A 23421-nucleotide genomic window follows, 5' to 3' on the forward strand; every position below is an offset into this window, starting at 1 on the left:
ATACAATATAATAATTGTATGGCGGACAATATTAGATATGCTCATCCAGCAGGCGTTTAAGAATCAGCAGTCCCTGCTCAAGCTCCCCAAGCGTTTTCGGTGCACAGACAGACACCCTTACAGCCCTTTCCGGACAACTGTTCCCGACGACAAAACGTTCAGCCGCGTATACTTGCACTCCATGCTGTGCGGCTGATTTTTCAAATGCAGCACCTGTCATATTTCCGGGTAACAGTAACCATCGAAAGATTCCCGTCTCAGCACCTGCACACGTATAGCCGGTTAAATATTGATCGACCATTTTGTTTCTGCGAATAGTCTGTTCACGATGACTGTCAATTAAGATTTCAAATTGATTCGATACGATCGTCCGTGCAGTGAGTTCTGCTAACAGCGGGGAAACGGTTATATTTAAATTGTAAAGCGCCTTTGAAATCGGCTCCTTATATTGACTCGGGACGGCGACATACGCCATCCTTAACCCTGGTGCCAGTGATTTTGATAAACCGGCAATGTGAATGACCTGTTCCGGTGCAAATGATGCGATGGCCGGAAGCGGATTCTTGCCAAGAAGATGGTACGAGGCATCTTCAATAATGAATTGGTTATATTTTTTTGCAATTTTCGCGATCATTTTTCGATTCTCAACAGACATAAAGGACGCTGTCGGATTATGATAATCCGGGATGAGGTAGATGCCTTTAATATTTTCATTTTTACACGCATATTCAAATGAGGCAGGGCTCATCTCATTGTTCTCTGATTTGATCGGCACAATCTGCACACTCAGCATCGAAGCGGCAGTTTTCAAGCCTGGGTATGTATGGTGATCAACTCCAATGCGGTCTCCTGGTTTACAAAGACTCGCCAATGCCGCGGCAATCGCATTTTGCCCGCCGTTTGCAAATAAAATGTGATCAACGGACGTTTCAAATCCGCCTCTTCGAATCAGCTTAACAGCCGCATCTTTCTGCCAAAGACTTTCACCCGTCCGGCCATAGCCAAACCACTTTTCATAATCTTCCTCTTGCAGCATACTTTTCAGCTGGAGCAGCAGCGGCTCATAAGAAGCCTGATCCGGAAGCGTCGCCCCCATTTCAATCAGATGCTTCGGCTTTGTATCTTCCAGCAGATACGCATTCGATAACGCATCATAAGCAACAAAAGTCCCGCTCCCGACAGAGGCACTCAGCAGACCCTTTAACTCGCAGACTTTAAAAGCCTTTGAAATGGTACTTACATTTAAATCCAAAAAATCAGCCAGTTCTCTCTGAGGAGGCAGTTTGGTTCCGGGTAATAAAACTTCTTGTAATATATCCTGTTCTAATTTCTCTGCAATCGCTTTATAAATGGGTTTTTCCGTTTTATCAATCGCCGGCTTCCAGCTCATCGGATAGTTTTCAAAAGAATTGATCGGCATGATATGCATCCTTTTTCATTCAATTATATGATCACACCGTTTATAAAACAATTTTCACTTAACAGACGCAAAAGTTGACATAAAAAAAAGCCAAAGGCGGTTAAACCTTTGGCATGATTGATACGCCGGGAAAAATTGAACTTTCATCAGAGATATCAATGATGAGAAGAGCTTTTCTGTACGACACTCTTTATCTTCACTCTTTATCTCGATTTGTATTCCTTGATGTTCCCGTTTCCTTAGTTAGAAGAAAGATCACTAACGACATCTAATAATACATTGACACCTGCAGCCAAGTCATGATCTTTCGTGTATTCTTCAGGATTATGGCTGATCCCCTCTATACTTGGAACGAAAATCATAGCCGTCGGACAGATGCGGGCCATCATTTGTGCATCGTGTCCGGCACCGGATGTCATCCGTTTTGATTCCAGTCCCCGTTTATTTGCAGCCCGCTCAATTAATGCAACAATGTTTTTATCAAATACAACGGGATTGAAACGGACTAATGGTTCAGATGTGATAGATACGTTTTCAGCCTCTTCCAAATCTTTCAGGTAATCGGCCAGTGCTGATTCTTCTTCTTGAAGTCTCTTTTCGTCCGGATCTCGCAAATCAACTGTAAGTGCTGCCAATGATGGAATGACATTGATAGCATTTGGCTCAAAACTGATTGTTCCGACCGTGGCGACAGTTTGGCCGTTAGACATATTGGCACGTTTGCGCAAATACGTTATGATTTGTGCGGCTGCATGCCCGGCATCCTGACGCATATCAGTCGGAGTTGTCCCGGCATGATTTGAAACGCCTTGAACCGTTATACGCTGCCAGGAAATCCCTTGCAAATTCTCAACGGCACCGACCGGAATGCCTGTTTTGTCTAAAATCGGCCCCTGCTCAACATGAAGCTCAATAAAGGCGTGCGGTGTTAAAAAGCCGGGCTTTTCTGTTCCCTCATATCCTATACGCTTAAGTTCTTCACCCAGTTTCGTCCCATCCGTACCGCGGGTCTGAAGCGCCTTTTCTAAAGAAAGTCCTCCGGCGAATACGAGTGATCCCATCATATCTGGAGTATATCGCACACCTTCCTCATTGGTAAAAGCCGCAATGACAATCGGACGCTCCGGTTTGAAGCTGGACTCCTTTAAAGTGTTTATGACTTCAAGTCCCGAAATAACCCCGTAACATCCATCGTAAATACCCGCGTTGATGACCGTGTCGATATGAGAGCCGATCATAATGGGCGCATCATTATTCTGATCAGAACCATACCATACCCCGAAAATATTTCCGATTTTATCAATCATAACCTCTAAGCCTGCTTTTTTCATCCATGTTACCAATAAGTCCCGTCCCGCCTTATCTTCATCGGAAGCAGCTAACCTTGTGAGTGTGTCATTGCGGTCACGTCCGATTTCACCAAGCTCCTTAAGACGGCTGAGTAAACGTTCAGAATTCATGTAAAGGTTCACATGTTCAGATGCCATTTTGCATTCCTCCCTGTACTGAGTCAATCGCTTCATTGATATAACAATAATGTTATGATATATAAGAATTCATCATCTTAATACCAATATTGGATTTAAAAATATAAGTATATTGAGGTGTTTAACATGCAAACGCAAAACTTTCTGATGGATGACAGTCTGCAAGATTTGACGAAACACCATACAATTGTTATGCCGGTTGCTTGCTATGAAAAAACCATTAAGAACCATTTGCACGGATATATTCCCCTTCATTGGCATGATGAAATTCAATTCGTGCTTATAATAAAAGGAGAAGCGCTGTTCCAAGTAAATGAGGAATGGGTGGTTGTCCGTCAAGGCGACGGGCTGTTTATTAACAGCGGCTGCCTGCATATGACAAAGGAGCATGGCAGTTCAGATTGTCTTTATATCTGTTTAAATGTCTCCCCGCATTTCGTTTTATCACAGGAACTCTACACGACCTATGTAAAACCTTTGATTCACGCAACGAATGTCCCTTACTTATATATCCACGCAGACGACCCTTTAGAAAAAAACATTCTGAATGCTGTATTAGAGATCCACAAATGCATCGAGCAAAAATCCCTCTTTTATGAAATAGATATCACGATGAAACTTACGTCTGTTTGGAAACACTTAATCGCCAATTGCTTCCACCTTGAATGTATCGAAACAGAATGGTTGAAGAACCAAAGGATGAAGAATATGCTGAGCTGGATCCATCAGCATTATGCTGAAAAAATCACATTGGAGGATATTGCGAAAGCCGGGCAGCTAAGCCGTTCTGAGTGCTGCCGCTATTTCAAGCGCTTTTTAAAATGTTCTCCGTTACACTACGTTATAGATTACAGAATTCAAAAAAGCTTATATTTATTGCAGCAAAGAGATGCGAGTGTGACAGACATTTCTTATCAAGTTGGTTTTAACAGCACAAGTTATTTCATCAGCAGGTTCAGACATGCCATGAAGATGACGCCGCTGGCTTATAAAAAACAAAAAAACAAAGAAAGACAGCACTGACTGATTCAGTAATTGCTGTTTTTCTTTGTTTCATGTGTTTTAGGATAAGCGAATTTTAACTAATTCCGCAAAATACGCTGCACCGGTTAAAAGAATGTCATCATTAAAATCATATGACGGGCTGTGTAATGGAATATGGCCCTTTTGATCATGCTCATCACCATTGCCAAGAAAAACAAATACACCGGGAACCTTCTCTAAAAAAGCCGAGAAATCTTCTGAAATCATCATCTGATTTATGTTAGAAGTGACATTCTCTTTTCCGGCTGTTTTGGCAGCAGCTTCAACAGTAAACCCGACATATTCTTCCCAATTCGTCGTTGGAGCAAATTCATGTGTATACTCAAACTGACACTCCGCACCATGCATCTCACAAATCCCGGAACTGATAGTCCTCATTTTTTCTTCGAGAAAACGTCGGGTGTCAGGAGAATAACTTCGCGTATCACCTTTGATTTCCACATAAGTCGGAATCGCATTCCTCACCCCGTCTGTTACGATTTCCGTACAGGATATAACGGCAGGAACGCTTGGATCTAAATTTCTGGACACAATAGTCTGTAAGGCGAGAATAATTTGCGACGCTATGACCAATGGATCAATACTCATATGAGGGCGGGCTGCATGAGCGCCTTTTCCTTTAATCCGGATGACAAAGTTATCTTCACCGGCCATAATTCCCCCGGGGCGGGTTGCAAAAGTACCCGCCGGCAATCCAGGCATATTATGCAATCCGTAAATTTCATCGAGCGGAAATTGTTCAAAAAGTCCATCCTCAATCATGGCCCTCGCACCCTTGCCCGGTTCTTCCGCCGGTTGAAAAATAAAACACACGGTGCCGTTAAAATGTTGTCTTTCACTCAATATTTTAGCTGTCCCAAGAAGGATTGCCATATGTCCGTCATGACCGCAGGCATGCATTTTCCCTTTATTTTTAGACACATACGAATGATCTGCTGCTTCAGTGAAGTGTAATGCGTCCAGTTCCGCTCTGATTCCTATAACCTTTGAACCTTCTCCCGCTTTTAAGGTGGCGACTATACCTGTTCCGCCCAGACCCGAACAAACGCTTACTCCCATTTTTTTTAATTCTTCAGCAATATACACTGAGGTCATGTGTTCTTCAAAAGCTGTTTCAGGTATCATGTGGAGGTCATGTCTCCATTTTATTAATTGATCTTTCATTGTGATATCATTCATAAAGACCACTCCAATATAATCATTAAATAGAAAGCGTTTACATAAATAATTAAAATAAAGCAAAAATAATTGCCGAAACAGTGATGACACCAATAATCGTAACAAAAACATTACTGATTTTATTTCGATACATTTTTAATACTGGCAGCTTACGAATGGCATACATAGGGAGCAGCAATAGAATAACAGCCCCTATCGGTCCGCTGATGCTTTCAATGATGCCTAGAATACTTGGGTTGATATAAGCTATTAGCCAGCAAGTGACAAACATAAAAAACAGAATGATAAAATCTGTTTTTTTCTTATTATTTCTTGATGGAAAAACCTCAACAATGATATCCCGCATGGCCTCATAGGCTCCTATATAATGTCCTAAAAAGGATTTCGTAATTGCGACAAATGCGATAATCGGGGAAAGACAAGCAATAAACGCTGAATGAAAATGGTTGGCGAGATAAGTGAGAATTGAGATGTTTTGTTTCTTTGCCATAGCAAGATCTGCCGGCGACAAACTGAATACACAGCTGTATACAAAAAATAAAACAGTAAGTATCATCAATATATAACTGTATTTTTGTATTTGGGCACATTTATCATCAGCAAATTTGTCTCCATAACACTGCCTTTGAGCTACAACGAATGGTGAAATCATTGAATAATGATTAAATGAAAGCACCAGGACAGGGAATGTCATCCATACCGTCATGAACATCCCTTGTCCTGATCCGGATAATGATAGGTGTGTGACATCCAAAATGGCTGTATTCCATTTAGGTATCAGATAGATCCCCATCAAACATAACGAACCTATAAATGGATAAACTAACAAACTCATAGTCTTCATGACCGCATCCTGACCAAAACGCACGATAAACAGTAATCCTGCTATCAGAAATCCGGCAGTTAAACCCCTTGGCGGCTCTGGCATGTTCATTTGATTCACAATAAAGCTTTGAGCTGTATTTGTAATGGCAACTGAATACATTAACAGGATGCTGTAAATCGCAAGAAAATAAATGACAGTGAATACTCTTCTTGCTTTCGCCCCAAAGTATTCTCCTGTCACCGCTAAAATCCCGTCTGTTGCAGAACCTGCCGATAAAACAAATCTGGCCAAAGCTCTGTGAGAAAAGTACGTAATCGGAAAAGCCAGAACAGTGATGATTATCAGAGGCAGAATGCCCCCTATTCCCGCATTAATTGGCAAAAAAAGCACGCCCGCGCCTATTGCTGTGCCAAACAGGCCTAAGACCCAAATTGTATTTTGCCTGCACCATTTAGCCGGATCTTCATAAGAGGCATTATTCGATGAAGAACTCCGGCACCGCACATCCACATCCTGTTCTATAGACATATTTATCCTCCCGAAAAAAGAATGTCATGCTCTGGAACATCACGAATTACCATGAAGCCGGGCAGCTTTTCACTCGTATATATTTATCCGGAATACGCGATGACTTCAATTTCAATCTGTACATCTTTAGGCAACCGGCTTACTTCAATTGTGGATCTCGCAGGACGATGGTCTCCAAGATATTTACCATATTCCTCGTTAACAGCTTTAAAATCACCTAAATTTTTAAGGAAAATAGTCGTTTTCACTATATTTTCAATTTTTAAATCCTCTGATTTCAGAATGGATTCAATGTTTTTTAAAACTTGAATCGTTTGTTCCCTAATATCAGCCGGAACTTCATCCGTGTTTGGATTAACAGGAAGCTGTCCTGATAAAAATAAAAAATCTTGTACTTTAATGCCTTGAGAATAAGGTCCGATCGCTTTTGGTGCTTTTTCTGTAAAAACTGTTTTTAACATAATAATCACCTTCTCCTTATTGATGTAAAATTCTAAATATTCTTCACAAAAACTGAATTGCTTTCAGTTAAAAGTAATATATCACATATCTCATATTAGTCAAACGAAAAATTCATACAAAAAAGCCTGACGAGTTGTCAGGCTTTTAATTGGCTGTTTAAAATGATTCGAGTCAGACTGTTTTCCCAGTTACTCCTTATGGCTTTCAGTCCTTGTTTAAGATCTTTATTCTTCATTGCGTCTAATATTTGATTGTGTTCACTGCAGGATGCATTCATTGCGTGATTTTGACTGAAATACCGAATTTCAATTCTCTGTATTTTCGTTTTTTGTCCTTGCAGTAATTTCTGCAGTTCAGTATTATTTGAGACTTCAATGATCTTTTGATGAAAGGCATTATCCAATTTCAGCGCTTTTACCTTATCATCCGTCTCCATTATTTCATTCATTTGCTTATTTAATTTTTCCATCTCGTCTATATGATCTTGTGTAAATCTTGAAAGTGCCTGTTCAAAAGCGAGACACTCGAGAGACCAAACGACCGAGTAAACCTCTTTCGCATTTTCCAGGTCAATAGGTGCTACCACTGTCCACCGATTGGCTTTCGTTATGACAAGACCTTCATTTTCAAGCTGAAGCAGCGCCTCCCGGACCGGCGTGCGGCTGATTCCGAGTGTCTCAGATAGATCTTGATTTCTCAGTCTTTCTCCCGGCTCAAGCTTACCTGTTATAATCCACTCTCTCAGAAACTGATAAGCTTCAACTTTCATAAATGTTCGTTTTAATTGGTGCTGTTGGTTCATTGTCACGTTTTCACCTCTTTAAAACATCATTTTACATGTAATATACCACATTTCAGTATATCGTTTGCGAAAAAGAAAAGTTGCTTTACATTCCGATCCATGTATAATGTGATATATCACATATTGGAAGGATGAAGAAATTTGTTTGCGAATATTGATTGGGTTTCGAATCATTTCAGATCTGATACGTTACCTCAGGAATCTTCCTATTTCTCTGCAGAGGAAACAAAAAAAGCGCTTCATTTTCATTCCGGCATTCCCGGCTATCAAGCAACACCGCTTCACTCGTTAAGAAGTCTCGCACAATATCTCGGCATAAACAGTCTTTATGTCAAAGATGAATCTAAACGCTTTAGCCTTAATGCTTTTAAAAGCTTGGGTGCTTCATATGCGATTGCTTCTTACTATAGTAAAAAACTTAAAATCGACCTTAATTCCATTCATTTTAACGAATTGGTTGAACTTGTAAAAAGCGCTCCTTCTGCTACATTTGCTACAGCTACCGACGGTAATCACGGAAAGGGACTGGCATGGGCGGCTTCCCTTTTTGGACAGAAAGCAAAGGTATATATGCCGAAAGGTTCTTCTCCCGCGAGATTGGAAGCCATTAAACATTTAGGTGCTGATGCGTACATTACAGATTTAAATTATGATGACACTGTTCAAATGGCGGCAGATTTATCTGAGAAACATCATTGGATTTTAGTTCAGGATACGGCTTGGGAAGGATACCAGCAAATTCCTCTCTCTATCATGCAAGGATATACAACAATTATTGCAGAAATATACAAACAAAATGAAGATTTCTTCAATACAATCAGTCATGTTATCCTTCAGGCTGGAGTGGGATCTTTCGCTGCTTCAATGGCAGCTTCCCTATTAAATGTAAAAAGCGGGAATAAGCCCAAAATCTCCATAGTTGAACCCGAAAGCGCAAATTGTCTGTACCGGTCAGCCCAAAGCGCCTCTGGATCACCTGTCCGAGTATACGGTGATCTTTCTACAATGATGGCTGGGCTTGCCTGCGGCGAACCCAACCCATTCGGTTGGAACATTTTGAGAACATGCAGTGATTATTTCTTTTCCTGTAATGACAAGATAAGCGCATTGGGGATGAGAATATTGGGTAATCCTATTGATCCGGATCCGAAGATTATTTCTGGTGAGTCAGGTTCCGTACCATTAGGTTTGCTGCATGAGTTAAGTAAGAATACTTCAATGGAACAGATAAAGAAGAAATTAGAATTAGATCAGTCATCTAATGTGTTAATGATTAATACAGAAGGTGATACTGATCCGGAAAATTATCGGAAAGCGGTTTGGGGAACAGATCATTAAAACAACGGCAACATGTTTGTTTTAATGATTTATAAAAAGCCTTAACTTTGGGTGAAGTTAAGGCTTCCGTTATTTCCCCTTCCCGTGTAAAACTCAATCATTTAACTAGTCCCAAATTAAAGGCCTGTCCACTTCAGCAGTTCTGAGATAGTCTAAAAGCTGACCGGTATGTACGGACTCATGGTAAGCGATTCTTAATAACATGTCTCCTAGTTCACGAATATATCCAACATCAGACCTGTCAATCTTTATATCTGTTAAATCTGTTTCGTTTAACGATTTGATGAATGTCAAAAACTCGGCCCGATACGGTTTTGCAAATTCTAATTCTTCGGTTACTGTGGTAAACGTTTTTGATTCATACGGGTTTTTAGATTCCTCTGAAGACTCATTCATTTGTTTTAGTAAAATGTGATGATAAAGAAATTCCGCTTCTAATACATGTCTTATCATTTCCTTACACGACATTGCTTCGGAATCGGGGCGCCAGTCCATTTTTTCCTCAGGTATAGCTGTCCATAACTTGATGCTTCGCCGTCTTACTTCTTCAAAATGTAAAACAATAAGGTCAATCGTATTCAAGTGTTTTCCCCCTTTTATTTTTAAGAATAATTCTCCTTTTTCCCGGAAAAAACCTCTTTAAATAAAAAACATATTCTTTCCCGACTCGCTGGATTGATAATCAAACCATTTTTAAGATAAGGAGATATTCATTCATCCATACAATAGACTCTGGCTGAACATATACTGAATGATAGTTTTCATCAGAAAGGAGAAATCAGCTTTGGCAAAATATCGGATCATGACCTTTGACGGGGGCGGTACCTTAGGTGCTTTAAGTTTACAACTATTGAACAGACTGGCTGAAGAAAATCCAGCATTAATAAGTCGAACCCATGTATTTGCGGGAAATTCAATCGGTTCATTTACTGCCCTTGCATTAGCAAGCGGAAGATCTCCGAAGGAAACACTTCAGTATTTTGAGGATGAAATCCTGCCCGCATTCAGCACTTCCCGGCCGGGCGGACCTGTTTTCAATCAACAATTACCATATTCCGGTTTTATTAAAGCGGTACGAAACTTTTTCCCGCCAGGCCTACGTCTTAAAGATGTAAGAAAACGAATTGTTGTCCCTTCATTCAAATTATACTCCCCAGCACTGGATCGTTGGACGCCCGTATTATTTCACAACTTTCCCGGCTCTCCCTATTTAAATGAGAAAGTGAGTGATGTCATACTGCGGAGCAGCGGTGCCCCCGCGACGCAGCGAGCCTATCAAAACTACGTGGACGGATATGTAGTGGCAACGAACCCCAGTACGGCCAGTATCGCGTTTGCGGTTGGTAAAGCCAACGTGCCATTGGATCAAATTGCGGCGCTATCCATCGGTACAGGTGAAGCCCCGACTCGGTTAAGAAGAGATACGAGGGGGTGGGGAATGGTAAGTGCGGATAACATACGTCCCGAAAATCTGAAGAACCTTCCTCCAAATTGGGGAGTCCTTTTGGACAGGTCGCCTAATGAACCTTTACTGCCATTTCTTCAGATGATCTCCGGCGGAAATGGCTACTATGAATCCATGGTCAGCGCGAATCTGCTGGGAGATCGCTTTTTCCGGTTAGATCCGCGGATTCCTAACTTCTCCAAAACAGACCCTTCCGTGGTTCCCGCTGTCATTGAAATTGCGAACAAAACCAACTTACAGCCTGCTAATACTTTTATAGAGAAAAACTGGAACGACAGCCACTAAGTAAGTCAGAAGTTTACGTCATCATACAATGAACAAAAAATACCAAGGGACTCAAAACCCTTGGTATTATTAATGCGGCCGAGAGGGTTTGGACCTTCCTGGGGTATTTATACGCTGGGCATTCGATAAAGTGAAATCTTATTACCGCCCGACATTTCAAACACTGAAGTTAAGCATTACATCCAACAATCGGGCCATTTAATTGAATAGGACTACTCAGAAGTCGCTTCCCATTACGTAAGAAAAGCGACTTTTTAGATTTGATTTTCAAGTTCCTTTGACAAATTTTGAAAAGACCATTGACTATTCAGTTGAACTGTATTAAGTTTAACTATATAGTCAGACTGAATAGAGGATGAGGATATGAAACATAAATTATTACCGCTGTCTGAAACCATGCATTATATTTTATTAGCTTTGCGGGAGCCGCTTCATGGCTATGCCGCCATGCAGAAGATCGAAAAGATGAGTAACGGAACTGTTATTTTAGCAGCCGGCACATTATACGGCGCGATTGAAAACTTGAATAAGCATGGCTGGATTGAACCTGTTGGAGAGTCGGGCCGGAGAAAAGTTTATATGATAACTGCGGAAGGAAGCGCCATTTTGAAAATGGAACAAAACAGGTTACTGCATATTTTATCCCTGCACGAAGGAAGTGAATCGAATGAAGAAATTTAAGATGTTTTTTGATATTGAAAAAGAGGAGCAATGGCTGAACGAGCAATTACAAAAAGGCTATCGCTGTACAAATATCAGCGGATTAGGAATATACACTTTCGAAAAAACCGACAAAAAATATGTGATGAGACTGGATTATCAAGATTATTTATCAAAGAAAAAATTCGAAGATTACAGAGAGATATATGAAGACTTCGGCTGGAGTTATATAAATGGCCCTTGGGGGCTTGGAACTCGATATTGGCAAAAAGAAGATGATGATCAAAATGAAATCTTCTCGGATCGCCAATCAAAGAGTAATTATTATAAAAGACTAATGAGTTTTTCATCTTGTTTTGGGTTACTGTGCTTGTTTTATTGTAATATGATTTACACGAATTCAGGTTTGTATTTAGCTGAAGGTCTGTGGAGTATGGAAGGCGCAATGTTTTGGAAAGCATTTTTATTTGAAACTCCATTTGCCCTTTTAAGGTCGCTTCCCGCTCTTATGGCCGTTCTCTTTGGCTGCAGTTTCTATAAAGCGTATCGAAAATATTCAATGTTAAAAGAACAATAACGCGGGGAAGTTACATTTAAAGAAGTAATCGAGGATCATGTATCTGCCGAAGCCGGGCGCTTTAACGGAAAAAAGCGCCCTGAATTTGCTGATTAATCAGACGGCTTATTTTGTTAATGATACATACTTATTTACAATGGCTTGAGCGAGACAAGCTGATGAATCAACAAAGGTAAGTTCGCTGCTTTTTTGATCCGTGACCATATTTAAATCCGTACATGCAATGATAACCGTATCAACCTTTTCTGCTAATTCACGGTGTAATTCATCATATAATGTACCAGCCTCATCGGTTTGACCTTGTTTAATCTTTTCTATTATGTGATCGACATAGATTTGCCAACTATCTTGATGTAAAAAATCATAACCTTCTCTGTTTAACGCTTCTTGAAATATTCCAGATTGAACCGTAGGAACGGTGGCTAAAAGAGCTGCTTTTTTTGAGCCTTTAGGTATTTTTTTTATGGTTTCATCAACCATGTTTAGTAAAGGGACTGAAAGCGATTTTTTTATTTGATTAAAATAAATATGTGCGGTATTACATGGGATTGCAATAAAATTAACACCCGTTTTTTCAAGCTTTACAGCCCCCTCAATAATTGCATTTTCCATGTCCGTATGATTGAGAGGTTTATTCATGTAGAAAGGAGTCGGACAAGAATAAATCATCATATGAGGAAAATCCATGTCGTGTATTGCTCCATATATTTTTTGGCACTCGTCTACTACTTTATCTACAAATGGCCCAGTAGATTTTGGCCCCATTCCTGCCAGTATTCCAATCATAATTGTCCTCCTCTGTAAAAATGTGTACGAATACGATCACGATGAGTTATTCTTGTGTTTCTCATCTGAATCTGCTCTCATTTCTTTTTGGCTGTCTTCTCCTATTTTATCATTTCATTAATCGAAAAAGGGACTTTAAAAAAGATAGCTGGCAAACCAGACGACTTGCTCTTGGGCGCCATGTTTGTTAAAATCACCATCTTCGTTTTAAAACGTACAGGTTTATAGTGTCCCATAACGCTGTCCTAAATAAAACACTGGTCGCAACTAAGTCAAATGTTTTTCACGGTACTATAGTCAAGACTTGCCCAAGTCACCATTATCAAAAAGAATTTCATCAAGCACTTGAAACATTTATTGAACGTGAGCAAGTGTTATAACATGAATAAGAAACCAAGGAGTGATGAATCTTTTAATCTTTCATTTTACCCGCTGACTCATATCAAAGGAGCTCTAACCAAATTTTAATAGCTGTCGCACTTATTAATAACGCTAAAATCCATTGCAGGAATTTTGTATTTACTTTTTGCCCAACAGATGCGCCAATAGGAGAAGCAATTAAACTGGCAATCATAAGAACCAGAGCCGGTGCAAAAAGAACCTGGCCCGTGATTACTTTTCCAACTGTTGCGCCAATAGATGAAAGAAATGTAATCGCAAGAGATGAAGCGACTGTGATTCTAACAGGGATATTTAAAATCGATAACATAATGGGGACCAGGATAAAAGCGCCGCCAGCTCCTAAAATACCTGATACGCCGCCAATGATAAACGCTAGGGACGAAGCCAACCATTTATTAAATATCACTTCTTCGTCTTCGCTATGTTCTTGTCCTTTTTTAGGTATAAACATTAAAACAACTGCTAGTATAGCCAGAATTCCGTATATAAAGTTAATTCCTTTTTCAGATATATAATGAGAAAAGTAACTCCCCAATACACTCCCTAAAAGGATGCTGCTTCCCATGTACATAATTAATGCTTTATTTAAAAAACCACTTTTACGATAAGCCCAAACACCGCCAAGTGTCGCAAAGAAAACTTGAATAGCCCCTATCCCTGAAACTTCATGGGCAGTTAATGACATCACTCCCACTAAAGAAGGAATGTATAATAGCATTGGATAATTAATAACTGATCCGCCAATACCCATCATTCCGGAAATAAAGGCACCAATAAACCCTATAATGAAAAAAGTTGTGATAAAGGCAATATCCATTTTGGTTCCTCCTTTCAAAGAAAAAGGGCATCTTTGTATTCGATACCCTTTCACATTTATTAGCCTTTTTTAATCCAGAATTTCAATACATCGCCTTCATCAGTTTGCTCTAAAAGGTCATGCCCGCCTGATTTAGACCAAGCTGCAAGATCATTTTTAGCTCCCTTATCTGTTGCATGCACTTCTAATATTTGACCTGATTCCAGTTCATTCATCGCTTTCTTTGTTCTGACGATTGGCATTGGGCATGCCAGGCCTTTTGCGTCTAATACTTTATCTGATTTCATGTTCATCTCTCCTCTTTTTAATAGAAACTTGTGTTACCGTATTGCACAGCGGTTTGGACCAATCTCCATTTCACGCTGTTTTTCTTCATCCGGGCTGATTTTCCCCATGTTTGTTTCTCGAATCTCTTGGTATGCATTTGGCTGCGGAGGCAAATGATCTGTTACTAGGTGTCTAAATTCTGTTTCATCCGCAATGTTCAAACCATGGTTCTCGCTAAATAATGTACTTAGTTTTTTACCAACACTTCCATCCTCATTTAGCTCGTCAATGATCATAAAGTGTGCCGGTAATACAATTAAATCCTTTGATAACGCGTTGTAACGGCTATAAAGCGTTGTTCTTAAATCTCCCGCCCAATCTTCTGCCATACCGGCTAAGTCTGGTCTTCCGATTGAATCAATAAATAAGATATCACCTGAAAGAAGATACTGATCATCAACAATGAAAGAAGTGGAGCCAATCGTGTGCCCCGGTGAATAAATCGGTTGAATGCCAATCTTTGTGTTTCCAATGACAATATCGTTGCCTTCTTCCAGCGGCTGATAATCAAATACCGCTTCTTCTGCATCCTTCGGTGGTAACCAGTAGGTTGCTTTTGTTTTTTCAGCTATGACTCTGCCGCCTGAAATATGGTCTGCGTGAAGATGTGTATCAAATACGTGAGTAATCTCCGCGCCCTTCTCTTTCGCAAAGTCTATAAAAATATCCGCCATACGTGTCGCATCAATAATCGCTGCTTCACCATTGGAAATGACCATGTATGACAGGCAGCCTTTACCGATACGAACAAACTGATACATCTCACCGCCATCTTTTAAATCCCCGACTTTTACCGGCTCTAAATGTTCGCTCCATGCTTTCATTCCGCCCTTAAGATAGGATACAGAATGACCTGCTTCAGAAAGCATTTCGGATACCATGACAGATGAACCTTCTTTTGCACAAACGACCAGCACTTCTTTATCAGAAGGAATTTTCTCCAAGATATCTTCTACGCCATCTAAAAGATCGAAATACGGTACATTTAAATAGTCAAAACAATGTCCTTCGATCTTCCAATCGTTAAAGTCATTTTCATTACGCACATCCAGAATAAATAAAGATTCTATGTTAAAGATTTTTTGTGTGACTTCTTTTGCGGTAAGTGCTTGAACGGTCATGTTTACATACCTCCTTTTTCTGTTTTACCTGTCCAATCCCGCATACCGGGGACAACATTAATAACCTTTTTAAAACCTTGTTTTTTCATGGTGTGGGCCGCCATTTCACTTCTTCTTCCCGAATGGCAGATAATATAAATTTCATCATTTTTGTTTAATTCGTTAGAGCGCTTTTCCACTTCACCTAGAGGGATATGCACAACTCCAGGAATATGAGCATTTTCATACTCCTCTATCTCTCGTACATCTAAAATGTGAAGAGACTCGTCACTATCCACTTTCTGTTTGAAAGCTTCTAATGAAATCTCAGGAATTGAAGCTGCATTTTCTGCTGAAAGCTCTCCTCCTTTTCGAAGAAAATGACGAAGTATTTCCCCCTCTGCTTCAGTACCTAGATATTCATGGCCTGTACTATTTGCCCATGCTTCCAGATCTGCTGTAGAACCTTTATCTGTCGCTTGAATTTCTAATATGTCACCAGCTTTTAAATCCTTCATACTCTTCTTCGTTTTTACGATAGGCATTGGACACGCCAAACCTTTAGCGTCTAGTACAATATTTGCTTTCATCATTTTTTCCTCCTTTTCTCATATAGGGGTGGGGGTATATAAATATGCAAAAAGTTACTCTCTGGATGTTAATACCATGTATTCATACCACCTTTTATATTTGTGATATTTTTAAACCCTTGTTTCTTCAATATTTTACTTGCCTTTATACTTCTCATTCCGCTTTGGCAGATCACAAAGACGTCTTTGTCTTTCGAAAGCTGATGAGTTTGACGAGGCAAGATAGACAAAGGAATATTTTTGAACCCTTTAATATGCCTTGTGCGGAACTCATAAGGTGTTCGTACATCTATAAACTGTTTGTCTTTATTTTTCAGCTCTGACTTTAAATCAGCAGTTGTTATTTGTTTAACACCATGCAATGGGAAAAAACGTCGAAATACGATCCAAAGTAAAAATAAAATGAGTAAAGTATTGAACATTACTCCGCTATTCATAGTGTTATAACCCCCTTCACTTATTCAATTTGCAATGGATAACATTAGATAAATAAGTTGACATTGCCTTCTTCAGCATCTGCCAAATAAGCAGCTACACCAGCATAGTCGATATCATCTAATAGTTCTTTTTCCTGTAAACCAAGAAGATCCATTGTCATCGTACAAGCTACGAGCTTTACACCTTGTTCTTGAGCCATCTCAATCAACTGAGGCAACGTAAGTGCATTATGCTTTTTCATCACATTTTTAATCATTTTAGGGCCCATACCTGCAAAGTTCATTTTAGATAAACCCATCTTATCAGCACCGCGAGGCATCATCTTTCCAAACATTTTTTCAAGAAATCCTTTTTTCACTGGAATCAGCTCTTCTTTACGTAAAGCGTTTAATCCCCAAAACGTATGGAAGATCGTCACTTCATGATCGTAGGCAGCTGCACCATTTGCAATAATATAGGCTGCCATTGCTTTGTCATATTCGCCGCTAAATAAAACAATTGTTGTGCGTTTTGTTTGTTTTGTCATGTCTATTCTCCTGACTAATCACTATTACCCCAGGGGGTATATCGGAATTAAATTTTTTTCGGAAGATCTCCTATTATTCAACCCAAAATACCAGCAGGGGTATATTATAATAAATATAAAAATTCGTCAACCTTAAAGATGATAGGTTGATGAATTTTTTTATCGGCTCTTTACCAATAATTCGACCGCTTCTTTTACTAAGTGTTGTGTGTCTTCTCCCTTTTCTAAACTTTCACGAACACAATGTTCAAGGTTTGTGCTCACAATCAAACCCATTGCTCGATCGATCGCATTACGTGAAGCAGCTAATTGGGTCACAACCTCTCTGCAATCTTTTCCTTGTTCCATCATGGTCAATACACCTTTTATCTGTCCTTCTATCCGGCGTAAGCGATTTTTAATCTTTTGATCATATTCCATGCGTTGAACTCCTTCTTTGAAATTTATATATTTGCATGTTATCAACTATCACTTCATACTATGCTTTATCACACTACATTATTAACTAGATAATGTTTGTGAATCAATATTATACCCTTACAGGTATACTGTCAATTTTCAAGACGGCATGAGAATGATTATAAAGAGCTAATATTAGTATCCCCTGTTTTACGGATTCAATTGACGTCAAGGCATGAACTCCTAAAGGAAATTTAATAACTCATTTTCAACGAAAAACTGATCTCTGTTAATTAGTCGAGATTCCAAGATATACACGGACCAATTGATATTCCTTTTTTTAGGAATCCCACAGGCTCCCTCTTGTTTTGATGTTGTTTTTTAAAAAAAGTTATTGACACCAATAAATGACCATGTTATCATTAAAAATTTGATATCTCACTCCATATATGATAACCTTAAGTTAAGTTCCTATATATGGAGGTGGATGATATGTTTCAAATTGGCGATAACATTGTTTATCCAATGCATGGAGCAGGTACAATTGAAGCCATAGAAGAAAAACAATTCTTAGAGGAAAAACAACAGTATTATGTCATAAGAATGTCAATCAGTAATATGACAGTTATGATTCCAACGCGTAAGATATTGAGTTCAAATATACGGCCGGTTACTGATATACGTGCATTAAAACACATTATACACATTTTTCAGCATGGAGAATCAGATAGGCTACTGCCGTGGAAGCAAAGGTATATAGTAAACACGAACAAAATAAAAACGGGTGAAATACAAGAAGGCGCTGAAGTTGTACGTGATTTAAGGCGAATGAAGAAAGAAAAAGCACTTAATTCAAGCGAAAAAAAAATGTTGGATCATGCATATGAATTTTTGATTAGTGAACTGGAATTCATTAAAGGAATCACTGAAAAACAAATAAAAAGTTTCTGTTAAGGTTAATTTTAAATAATGTTTTGCATTCCAAAAAAAGCACCCAAAAGTTTTCGGAATATTACGATTAGATGTTTAACTTCTTCAACTTACTTTTAAAACATTAACCCCTTTTATTACCCCAACAATCTAATCTGTTTTATTTTTTTCTTCAACGAACATTTGAATTTCGATGAAATAGTCACTTGATTTTTGTAATCCTGATTCACACTGGCACGGACAAGGAGCCGTAAGGATGGAAGAGAGGCAGGGCTTTCATTGTTTTAGGTCTAAGTGATTATTTCCGGAAGAAAAAACAACCACTCTCCTCTTTATCTTTAAGAATTTCTTACATCTCTTGCGACAGTGAATAGCAGTTGTTTATCTTCTTTTCATATTAGAGATATGCGAAATGTAACAAAGAATAACATACAGATATATTGAGAACATAAAAACAAATCATTTATATATATTCCACATATCGTCAATCCGGTATGTTATACTGTAAACAATCCTTTGAGGTTTTAAACCTTTTTCTTACCTTGTAGCAACTGTCCCTACTCGAACGTTGAGTAGGGTTTTTTTATTCAGTATATACAGAGATCATAAAAAAACAGGCCCTGTATAAAGAGCCTGTTTGTATAAACGATTAAAGATTAAGCAGTTTTTTGAACGTTAGCAGCTTGAGCTCCACGAGCACCTTGCTCAACGTCAAACGTTACTTTTTGACCTTCGTCTAAAGATTTGAATCCGTCACTTTGGATTGCAGAAAAGTGTACGAATACATCGTCTCCATTTTCACGTTCGATAAATCCAAAACCTTTTTCTGCATTAAACCATTTAACTGTACCTTGTTCCATTTTTGTTGCCTCCTAGTGTGTTACACATTGTATTACTATCCTTGCCCAAAGTATCATCAAGACGAAAAGTCGATATTCATACTATCCTTTACACGAACAAAAATAATTCCCCTTTATCATAGCACGAAACGGAAATAACTGCAAATTAATAATGTGTTCATTCATGTTTTATTTGTTAAACCTGTCGATACGAGTGCAAAATAAGATGCCTATTAATAACTATGGTTTGAAAACACCGTGAACATGAATCACGAGTGTCTTCAAACCCAGTACTTCATATTGATTGTTAAAGATTTCTTTAAAAAGCTCAGCTGTTTCTTGTTCAAGTACTAGATATTCTTGGCTGTTCACTGGTATAGCTTTGTTTCTGCAGATGTTTCCAAACGATCATTCAAGTATACCCCCTATTTTAACGGTATTAACTTGTCATGTTTGTTCCTCAAACAATCAATGTTTACGGTCTAAATAAACCGATTCACATAGGGGAGCATGGAGAGAGTTTGGCCCGATAAAGAGCCGGGTATAATCTTCATACGCTTTTTGTATCCCGGCTGGCCATTGCTAATAAAGATTTAATCGAGATGGAGATCAGTTTCTGACCTTCAATAATTTTACACAGGATTAGGAAAGATACTTATTATACATGGAGTATGACAGCTGGGACTTCAAAGGCAATAAAACGTTTTCTATACGCAGATTAAGAACATCAGGGAAGGGGAAGCTTTTAAAAATGAATGAACAAAACCTAAGGACTTTGAGAAAACTGGTTACCCCTTATGAAAAGTCCGATTTACAAAAAAGTATTTGTCAAATCATTAACACATTGGTGCCGTTTTTCCTGTTATGGTGTTTGGCCTATAAGAGCTTGTCGATTTCTTATATCCTTACATCAGCGATTTCTGTCGTTGCGGCAGGTTTTTTAGTGAGAACCTTCATCATCTTTCATGATTGCTGCCACTATTCCTTTTTTAAGAACCGAAAGGCGAATCGAATCCTTGGAACAATTACAGGAATTCTGACTCTGCATCCGTTTGATCATTGGGCACACGATCATTCTGTCCATCATGCGACAAGCAGCAACCTGGACAAACGCGGTACGGGCGATATTTGGGTACTGACTGTTGAGGAATATAAAGAAGCCTCAACTAAGACAAAAATAATGTACCGTTTGTACAGAAATCCGTTTGTTATGTTTATTATCGGACCGATTTACGTCTTCGGGATTACCAATCGTTTTAATCGTAAAGGGGCAAAACGCAAAGAACGGATGAATACATATGTAACGAACCTGGGGATCGTCGCTTTGGCAGCACTTTTATGTTGGGCTATCGGCTGGCAAAACTTTCTGCTGGTCCAGACGCCAATTTTTATGATATCGGGATCCCTCGGAATTTGGATGTTTTATATTCAGCATACGTTTGAGGATTCATATTTCGAAGAAGATGAGCATTGGGAATATGTAAAAGCAGCCGTTGAAGGAAGCTCTTTTTATAAGCTTCCAAAAGTCATGCAGTGGCTGACAGGCAATATCGGTTTCCATCATGTTCATCATTTAAGCCCAAGAGTCCCAAACTATAAGCTTGAAATCGTGCATAACAACACTGAACCATTGCAAAATGTTCCGACCATCACACTGGCAACAAGTATTAAGTCGTTAAAGTTCCGCCTATGGGATGAAGAAGGCAAAAAATTTGTTGGTTTTACCCACTTAAAAAAAACTTCTAAAAGCCAGGTATCAGCTCGGCTAAGAACGGATTAAATAAACGCCCGTAATCGATGATAATGGGCAGTGTATCTTGCAGAATAAAAGTGCAGACTCGCGCAAAGATTTTGTGCAGAGGTCAGCACTTTTTTAATGCCACATGCACTTACAACATAAAAATACCAGAGGTGTCAAAACCCTTGGTATCATTGAGATGCGCCCGAGAGGACTTGAACCTTCACCGGGTTATTCACCCGTTGGGCCATCAATAAAGTGAAACTGTGTTTTCTGTTATAAAACCTTTGAATATTCATATTGTGGAGTAAAAATGGAGCAGTTTTTCATTTCCAAAAAGTTACATGGCATGTCATTGGTGCAATGTATCTTAAAATAGCCACTGTTTAAAGAAAAAAAGAATCTTTTGAAACTGATCTTTCCCAATCTTAGATTGACCCCATTTATGACAAAATGACAGGATCGTTCTAAAGATAAGAAGAGGAATGGATCATCATTATTCTTTACCGATCGTTCTCAATATGTTATGATTGCCATCACAAGGAGGGGAATTTAGTGGCTAGAACCAAGGAATTTGATGAAGATGCAGTACTGCTTAAAGCTGTTCGTTTATTTTGGGAACAAGGGTATGAGAAAACTTCCATGACAGACTTAGTCAACCATATGGGAGTGCACAAGAGAAGTTTGTACGATACCTTCGGAGATAAGCATTCGTTATACATTAAGGCTTTAAACCGTTACACTCAACTGCAGTCGGAGAAAAAAATCAATAAAGAGAATCTTACTGCGGTTGAAGCAATCCGGCAGTTGTTCGATAGAGTCATTACTAGAGGAGAAGGCGAATACCCTAAAGGATGTTTGATCGTAAACACAGCAGTTGAACTGGCTCTGCATGATTCCGAATGTAAGGATTGGGTAGATCAACGATTAACCGATACAGAGCGTCTAATCCGTGAACTCATTGAGGCAGGTCAGCAGTCCGGAGAACTCGATAAGAGGCTAAACGCGGAATTACTATCCCAATATATAAATAATGCTTTAATCGGGCTTCGAGTGATGATCAAGACAACAGATAACAGAGATAAATTAGAGCAGATCGTGGATACGACATTATCCATTTTAAAGAAATAATTTTTTTACCCTATTGAGAACGATCATTCTCAAATAAAACGGATTTACTAATAAAATGCGAGGAGAACGAAAGATGAAGAGAATGTTTTGGATTATTCTAATGATGTCTTGCGGAGCCACTTATATTTCATCATTATTCCCTATATACGGGAGTCACTATCAAATGAGCAGCCTAGAGATTACAATGTTGTTTGCTGTTTATGCCGTTATCTTGGTTCCGACCTTGCTAATCGTAGGAGCCAAGGGGAGCACCTGGGGATTAAAGAAGATCCTTCGCATAAGCATCTGGCTATCCATCGCGTCAACGTTGCTTTTCATAGGGAGCCAGAACGTCTGGATGCTATTTGCGGCAAGGATTTTGGAAGGCATTGCATATGGCGCTTTTACAGGAACGGCCACCACATTTTTATTATCACAAACCTCTCGCCAGCATCTAAGTACTGCTATTAAGTTATCGGGAGTATTCGTAAACGTTGGATTCGGCATGGGTCCGGCTATATCCGGTCTAGTGTTGCAATATGTGCAGGTTCAGCCGCTTCGAATGCCATTTTGGCTTTTGCTTGCCATGCTATTGAGTTCTTTAGTATTTCTGGAAATGTTACCGAGTCTTAAAGAAGAACCAAAACCGCTGAATACAAAAATTTCGCTCGGTATACCGGAAAATATACGATCCCATTTTATTTCATTTATTGGACTTCCGGCTTTTACATTCTTCATGTTAGGCGGAATCGTATTTTCCGTCATTCCTTCCTATGTCAAAAACGTCATTCACTCCTCTAATCTCTCATTAGCAGGTGTGTTGGTGTTCATACTCTTAGGCGTGGCTGCCTTGATACAATTCTTCCCGTGGGTACAGAATCCAGTTAAGCGAATGCGCATCGGAATTGTATTGCTGGCCATCGGTCCGTGGATCATTGTTTTCTCCGGACAGACAGGCGATTTATGGATGCTCTGGATTGGAATGCTTATCCAAGGGGTCGGCGCCGGTTGGTCGTTCCAAGCAGCATTAAGGTTTGCCGGACAGCTGCCTAAGCCGGAAGAACGACCGAGAGTAATATCAGCATTTTATTTGTGCGCTTATTCCGGATTCATTATCCCTCCAATTGGAGTCGGCATTTTGACCAGTTTCTTTAGCTTGAATCACTCATTAATTGTTCTAAACACATTTGCCGCACTAATCGTTATTTATGTCTTGATCTATTCAATCAAGTTTAATCGATATTATTCGAAAGTGACATTATGATTAAACTATCATGAAAATAAACTTCTGTAATTTAGGAGTTTTGACGGTCCCCTTAATCATGTTGATAGATGTATTTTAAAAA

General features: G+C 39.2%; 25 protein-coding genes and 1 pseudogene. 9 read left to right on the forward strand and 17 right to left on the reverse strand.

The window, feature by feature from the left end:
* Positions 1 to 31 precede the first annotated feature (31 nt).
* A complete protein-coding gene (locus tag CXL14_RS00675; protein ID WP_014416998.1) occupies positions 32 to 1420 on the reverse strand; it encodes an aminotransferase-like domain-containing protein in 1389 nt (462 codons plus the stop codon).
* Positions 1421 to 1659: 239 nt separating this feature from the next.
* The gene (locus tag CXL14_RS00680; RefSeq protein ID WP_014416997.1) at positions 1660 to 2907 is read right to left on the reverse strand and encodes a Zn-dependent hydrolase; all 1248 of its coding nucleotides are present in this window, start codon (positions 2905 to 2907) and stop codon (positions 1660 to 1662) included.
* A 126-nt stretch (positions 2908 to 3033) separates the two neighbouring features.
* Between CXL14_RS00680 and CXL14_RS00685 the strand changes: the two genes are divergently transcribed.
* A complete protein-coding gene (locus CXL14_RS00685; protein ID WP_014416996.1) occupies positions 3034 to 3930 on the forward strand; it encodes an AraC family transcriptional regulator in 897 nt (298 codons plus the stop codon).
* Between the two features lie 39 nt (positions 3931 to 3969).
* Here the strand turns inward: CXL14_RS00685 and CXL14_RS00690 are convergent, their stop codons facing one another.
* The 4 genes from CXL14_RS00690 to CXL14_RS00705 form a co-directional block, all read right to left on the reverse strand.
* On the reverse strand, positions 3970 to 5130 hold the full coding sequence (locus tag CXL14_RS00690; RefSeq protein ID WP_014416995.1) for a M20 aminoacylase family protein: 1161 nt from the start codon (positions 5128 to 5130) through the stop codon (positions 3970 to 3972).
* A gap of 49 nt (positions 5131 to 5179) precedes the next feature.
* Positions 5180 to 6490, reverse strand: coding sequence for an SLC5/6 family protein (locus tag CXL14_RS00695; RefSeq protein ID WP_197535983.1), 1311 nt, complete (start codon positions 6488 to 6490; stop codon positions 5180 to 5182).
* Positions 6491 to 6567: 77 nt separating this feature from the next.
* Positions 6568 to 6945 (reverse strand): RidA family protein, encoded by a 378-nt coding sequence (locus CXL14_RS00700; protein ID WP_014416993.1) that lies wholly within the window; start codon positions 6943 to 6945, stop codon positions 6568 to 6570.
* A gap of 137 nt (positions 6946 to 7082) precedes the next feature.
* Positions 7083 to 7748 carry a GntR family transcriptional regulator gene (locus tag CXL14_RS00705; RefSeq protein WP_014416992.1) on the reverse strand — a complete coding sequence of 222 codons (666 nt, stop codon included), beginning with the start codon at positions 7746 to 7748 and terminating at the stop codon, positions 7083 to 7085.
* Positions 7749 to 7889: 141 nt separating this feature from the next.
* Here CXL14_RS00705 and CXL14_RS00710 point away from each other — a divergent pair, with 141 nt between their 5' ends.
* Positions 7890 to 9086, forward strand: coding sequence for a diaminopropionate ammonia-lyase (locus CXL14_RS00710; protein ID WP_014416991.1), 1197 nt, complete (start codon positions 7890 to 7892; stop codon positions 9084 to 9086).
* 105 nt (positions 9087 to 9191) lie between these two features.
* On the opposite strand, the gene CXL14_RS00715 is transcribed toward CXL14_RS00710, so the two are convergent.
* The gene (locus CXL14_RS00715) at positions 9192 to 9668 is read right to left on the reverse strand and encodes a DinB family protein (protein WP_014416990.1); all 477 of its coding nucleotides are present in this window, start codon (positions 9666 to 9668) and stop codon (positions 9192 to 9194) included.
* 202 nt (positions 9669 to 9870) lie between these two features.
* Here CXL14_RS00715 and cotR point away from each other — a divergent pair, with 202 nt between their 5' ends.
* The 3 genes from cotR to CXL14_RS00730 all read left to right on the forward strand — a co-directional run bounded on the left by cotR (position 9871) and on the right by CXL14_RS00730 (position 12073).
* Positions 9871 to 10836, forward strand: coding sequence for a sporulation hydrolase CotR (gene cotR / locus CXL14_RS00720; protein ID WP_014416989.1), 966 nt, complete (start codon positions 9871 to 9873; stop codon positions 10834 to 10836).
* Between the two features lie 363 nt (positions 10837 to 11199).
* On the forward strand, positions 11200 to 11517 hold the full coding sequence (locus CXL14_RS00725) for a PadR family transcriptional regulator (protein WP_014416988.1): 318 nt from the start codon (positions 11200 to 11202) through the stop codon (positions 11515 to 11517).
* Positions 11504 to 12073 carry a DUF2812 domain-containing protein gene (locus CXL14_RS00730; protein WP_014416987.1) on the forward strand — a complete coding sequence of 190 codons (570 nt, stop codon included), beginning with the start codon at positions 11504 to 11506 and terminating at the stop codon, positions 12071 to 12073. The genes CXL14_RS00725 and CXL14_RS00730 overlap by 14 nt, the downstream gene beginning before the upstream one ends.
* A gap of 105 nt (positions 12074 to 12178) precedes the next feature.
* On the opposite strand, the gene CXL14_RS00735 is transcribed toward CXL14_RS00730, so the two are convergent.
* The 8 genes and pseudogenes from CXL14_RS00735 to CXL14_RS00770 form a co-directional block, all read right to left on the reverse strand.
* Positions 12179 to 12859, reverse strand: coding sequence for an aspartate/glutamate racemase family protein (locus CXL14_RS00735; protein ID WP_014416986.1), 681 nt, complete (start codon positions 12857 to 12859; stop codon positions 12179 to 12181).
* 442 nt (positions 12860 to 13301) lie between these two features.
* Complete coding sequence (locus CXL14_RS00740) at positions 13302 to 14078, reverse strand: sulfite exporter TauE/SafE family protein (protein WP_014416985.1); 777 nt, start codon at positions 14076 to 14078, stop codon at positions 13302 to 13304.
* Between the two features lie 59 nt (positions 14079 to 14137).
* The gene (locus CXL14_RS00745; RefSeq protein WP_003156135.1) at positions 14138 to 14365 is read right to left on the reverse strand and encodes a sulfurtransferase TusA family protein; all 228 of its coding nucleotides are present in this window, start codon (positions 14363 to 14365) and stop codon (positions 14138 to 14140) included.
* A 33-nt stretch (positions 14366 to 14398) separates the two neighbouring features.
* Positions 14399 to 15563, reverse strand: a pseudogene (locus tag CXL14_RS00750) (MBL fold metallo-hydrolase).
* On the reverse strand, positions 15529 to 16098 hold the full coding sequence (locus CXL14_RS00755) for a sulfurtransferase TusA family protein (RefSeq protein ID WP_014416983.1): 570 nt from the start codon (positions 16096 to 16098) through the stop codon (positions 15529 to 15531). The pseudogene CXL14_RS00750 and the gene CXL14_RS00755 overlap by 35 nt, the downstream one beginning before the upstream one ends.
* 65 nt (positions 16099 to 16163) lie before the next feature.
* Positions 16164 to 16532 (reverse strand): rhodanese-like domain-containing protein, encoded by a 369-nt coding sequence (locus tag CXL14_RS00760; protein WP_014416982.1) that lies wholly within the window; start codon positions 16530 to 16532, stop codon positions 16164 to 16166.
* A gap of 44 nt (positions 16533 to 16576) precedes the next feature.
* A complete protein-coding gene (locus CXL14_RS00765) occupies positions 16577 to 17059 on the reverse strand; it encodes a DsrE/DsrF/DrsH-like family protein (RefSeq protein WP_003156140.1) in 483 nt (160 codons plus the stop codon).
* 159 nt (positions 17060 to 17218) lie between these two features.
* Positions 17219 to 17479, reverse strand: a complete 261-nt coding sequence (locus CXL14_RS00770; RefSeq protein ID WP_014416981.1) for a metal-sensitive transcriptional regulator — start codon at positions 17477 to 17479, stop codon at positions 17219 to 17221.
* A 471-nt stretch (positions 17480 to 17950) separates the two neighbouring features.
* Between CXL14_RS00770 and CXL14_RS00775 the strand changes: the two genes are divergently transcribed.
* Entirely contained in the window at positions 17951 to 18412 is a 462-nt protein-coding gene (locus tag CXL14_RS00775) for a CarD family transcriptional regulator (RefSeq protein WP_014416980.1), read from the forward strand.
* A gap of 632 nt (positions 18413 to 19044) precedes the next feature.
* Here the strand turns inward: CXL14_RS00775 and cspC are convergent.
* Together cspC and CXL14_RS20600 are read right to left on the reverse strand one after the other, a co-directional pair.
* Complete coding sequence (cspC, locus tag CXL14_RS00780; RefSeq protein WP_003156143.1) at positions 19045 to 19248, reverse strand: cold shock protein CspC; 204 nt, start codon at positions 19246 to 19248, stop codon at positions 19045 to 19047.
* A 447-nt stretch (positions 19249 to 19695) separates the two neighbouring features.
* On the reverse strand, positions 19696 to 19794 hold the full coding sequence (locus CXL14_RS20600; RefSeq protein WP_072177240.1) for a molecular chaperone TorD family protein: 99 nt from the start codon (positions 19792 to 19794) through the stop codon (positions 19696 to 19698).
* A gap of 184 nt (positions 19795 to 19978) precedes the next feature.
* Between CXL14_RS20600 and CXL14_RS00790 the strand changes: the two genes are divergently transcribed.
* The 3 genes from CXL14_RS00790 to CXL14_RS00800 all read left to right on the forward strand — a co-directional run bounded on the left by CXL14_RS00790 (position 19979) and on the right by CXL14_RS00800 (position 23339).
* Positions 19979 to 21007 carry a Delta(5) desaturase DesA gene (locus CXL14_RS00790; protein WP_014416978.1) on the forward strand — a complete coding sequence of 343 codons (1029 nt, stop codon included), beginning with the start codon at positions 19979 to 19981 and terminating at the stop codon, positions 21005 to 21007.
* A gap of 513 nt (positions 21008 to 21520) precedes the next feature.
* A complete protein-coding gene (locus CXL14_RS00795) occupies positions 21521 to 22096 on the forward strand; it encodes a TetR/AcrR family transcriptional regulator (RefSeq protein ID WP_014416977.1) in 576 nt (191 codons plus the stop codon).
* Between the two features lie 73 nt (positions 22097 to 22169).
* A complete protein-coding gene (locus CXL14_RS00800; RefSeq protein ID WP_014416976.1) occupies positions 22170 to 23339 on the forward strand; it encodes an MFS transporter in 1170 nt (389 codons plus the stop codon).
* The last annotated feature ends 82 nt before the right edge of the window (positions 23340 to 23421 follow it).

Source organism: Bacillus sp. SJ-10, assembly GCF_002843505.1.
Taxonomy (GTDB): domain Bacteria; phylum Bacillota; class Bacilli; order Bacillales; family Bacillaceae; genus Bacillus; species Bacillus velezensis.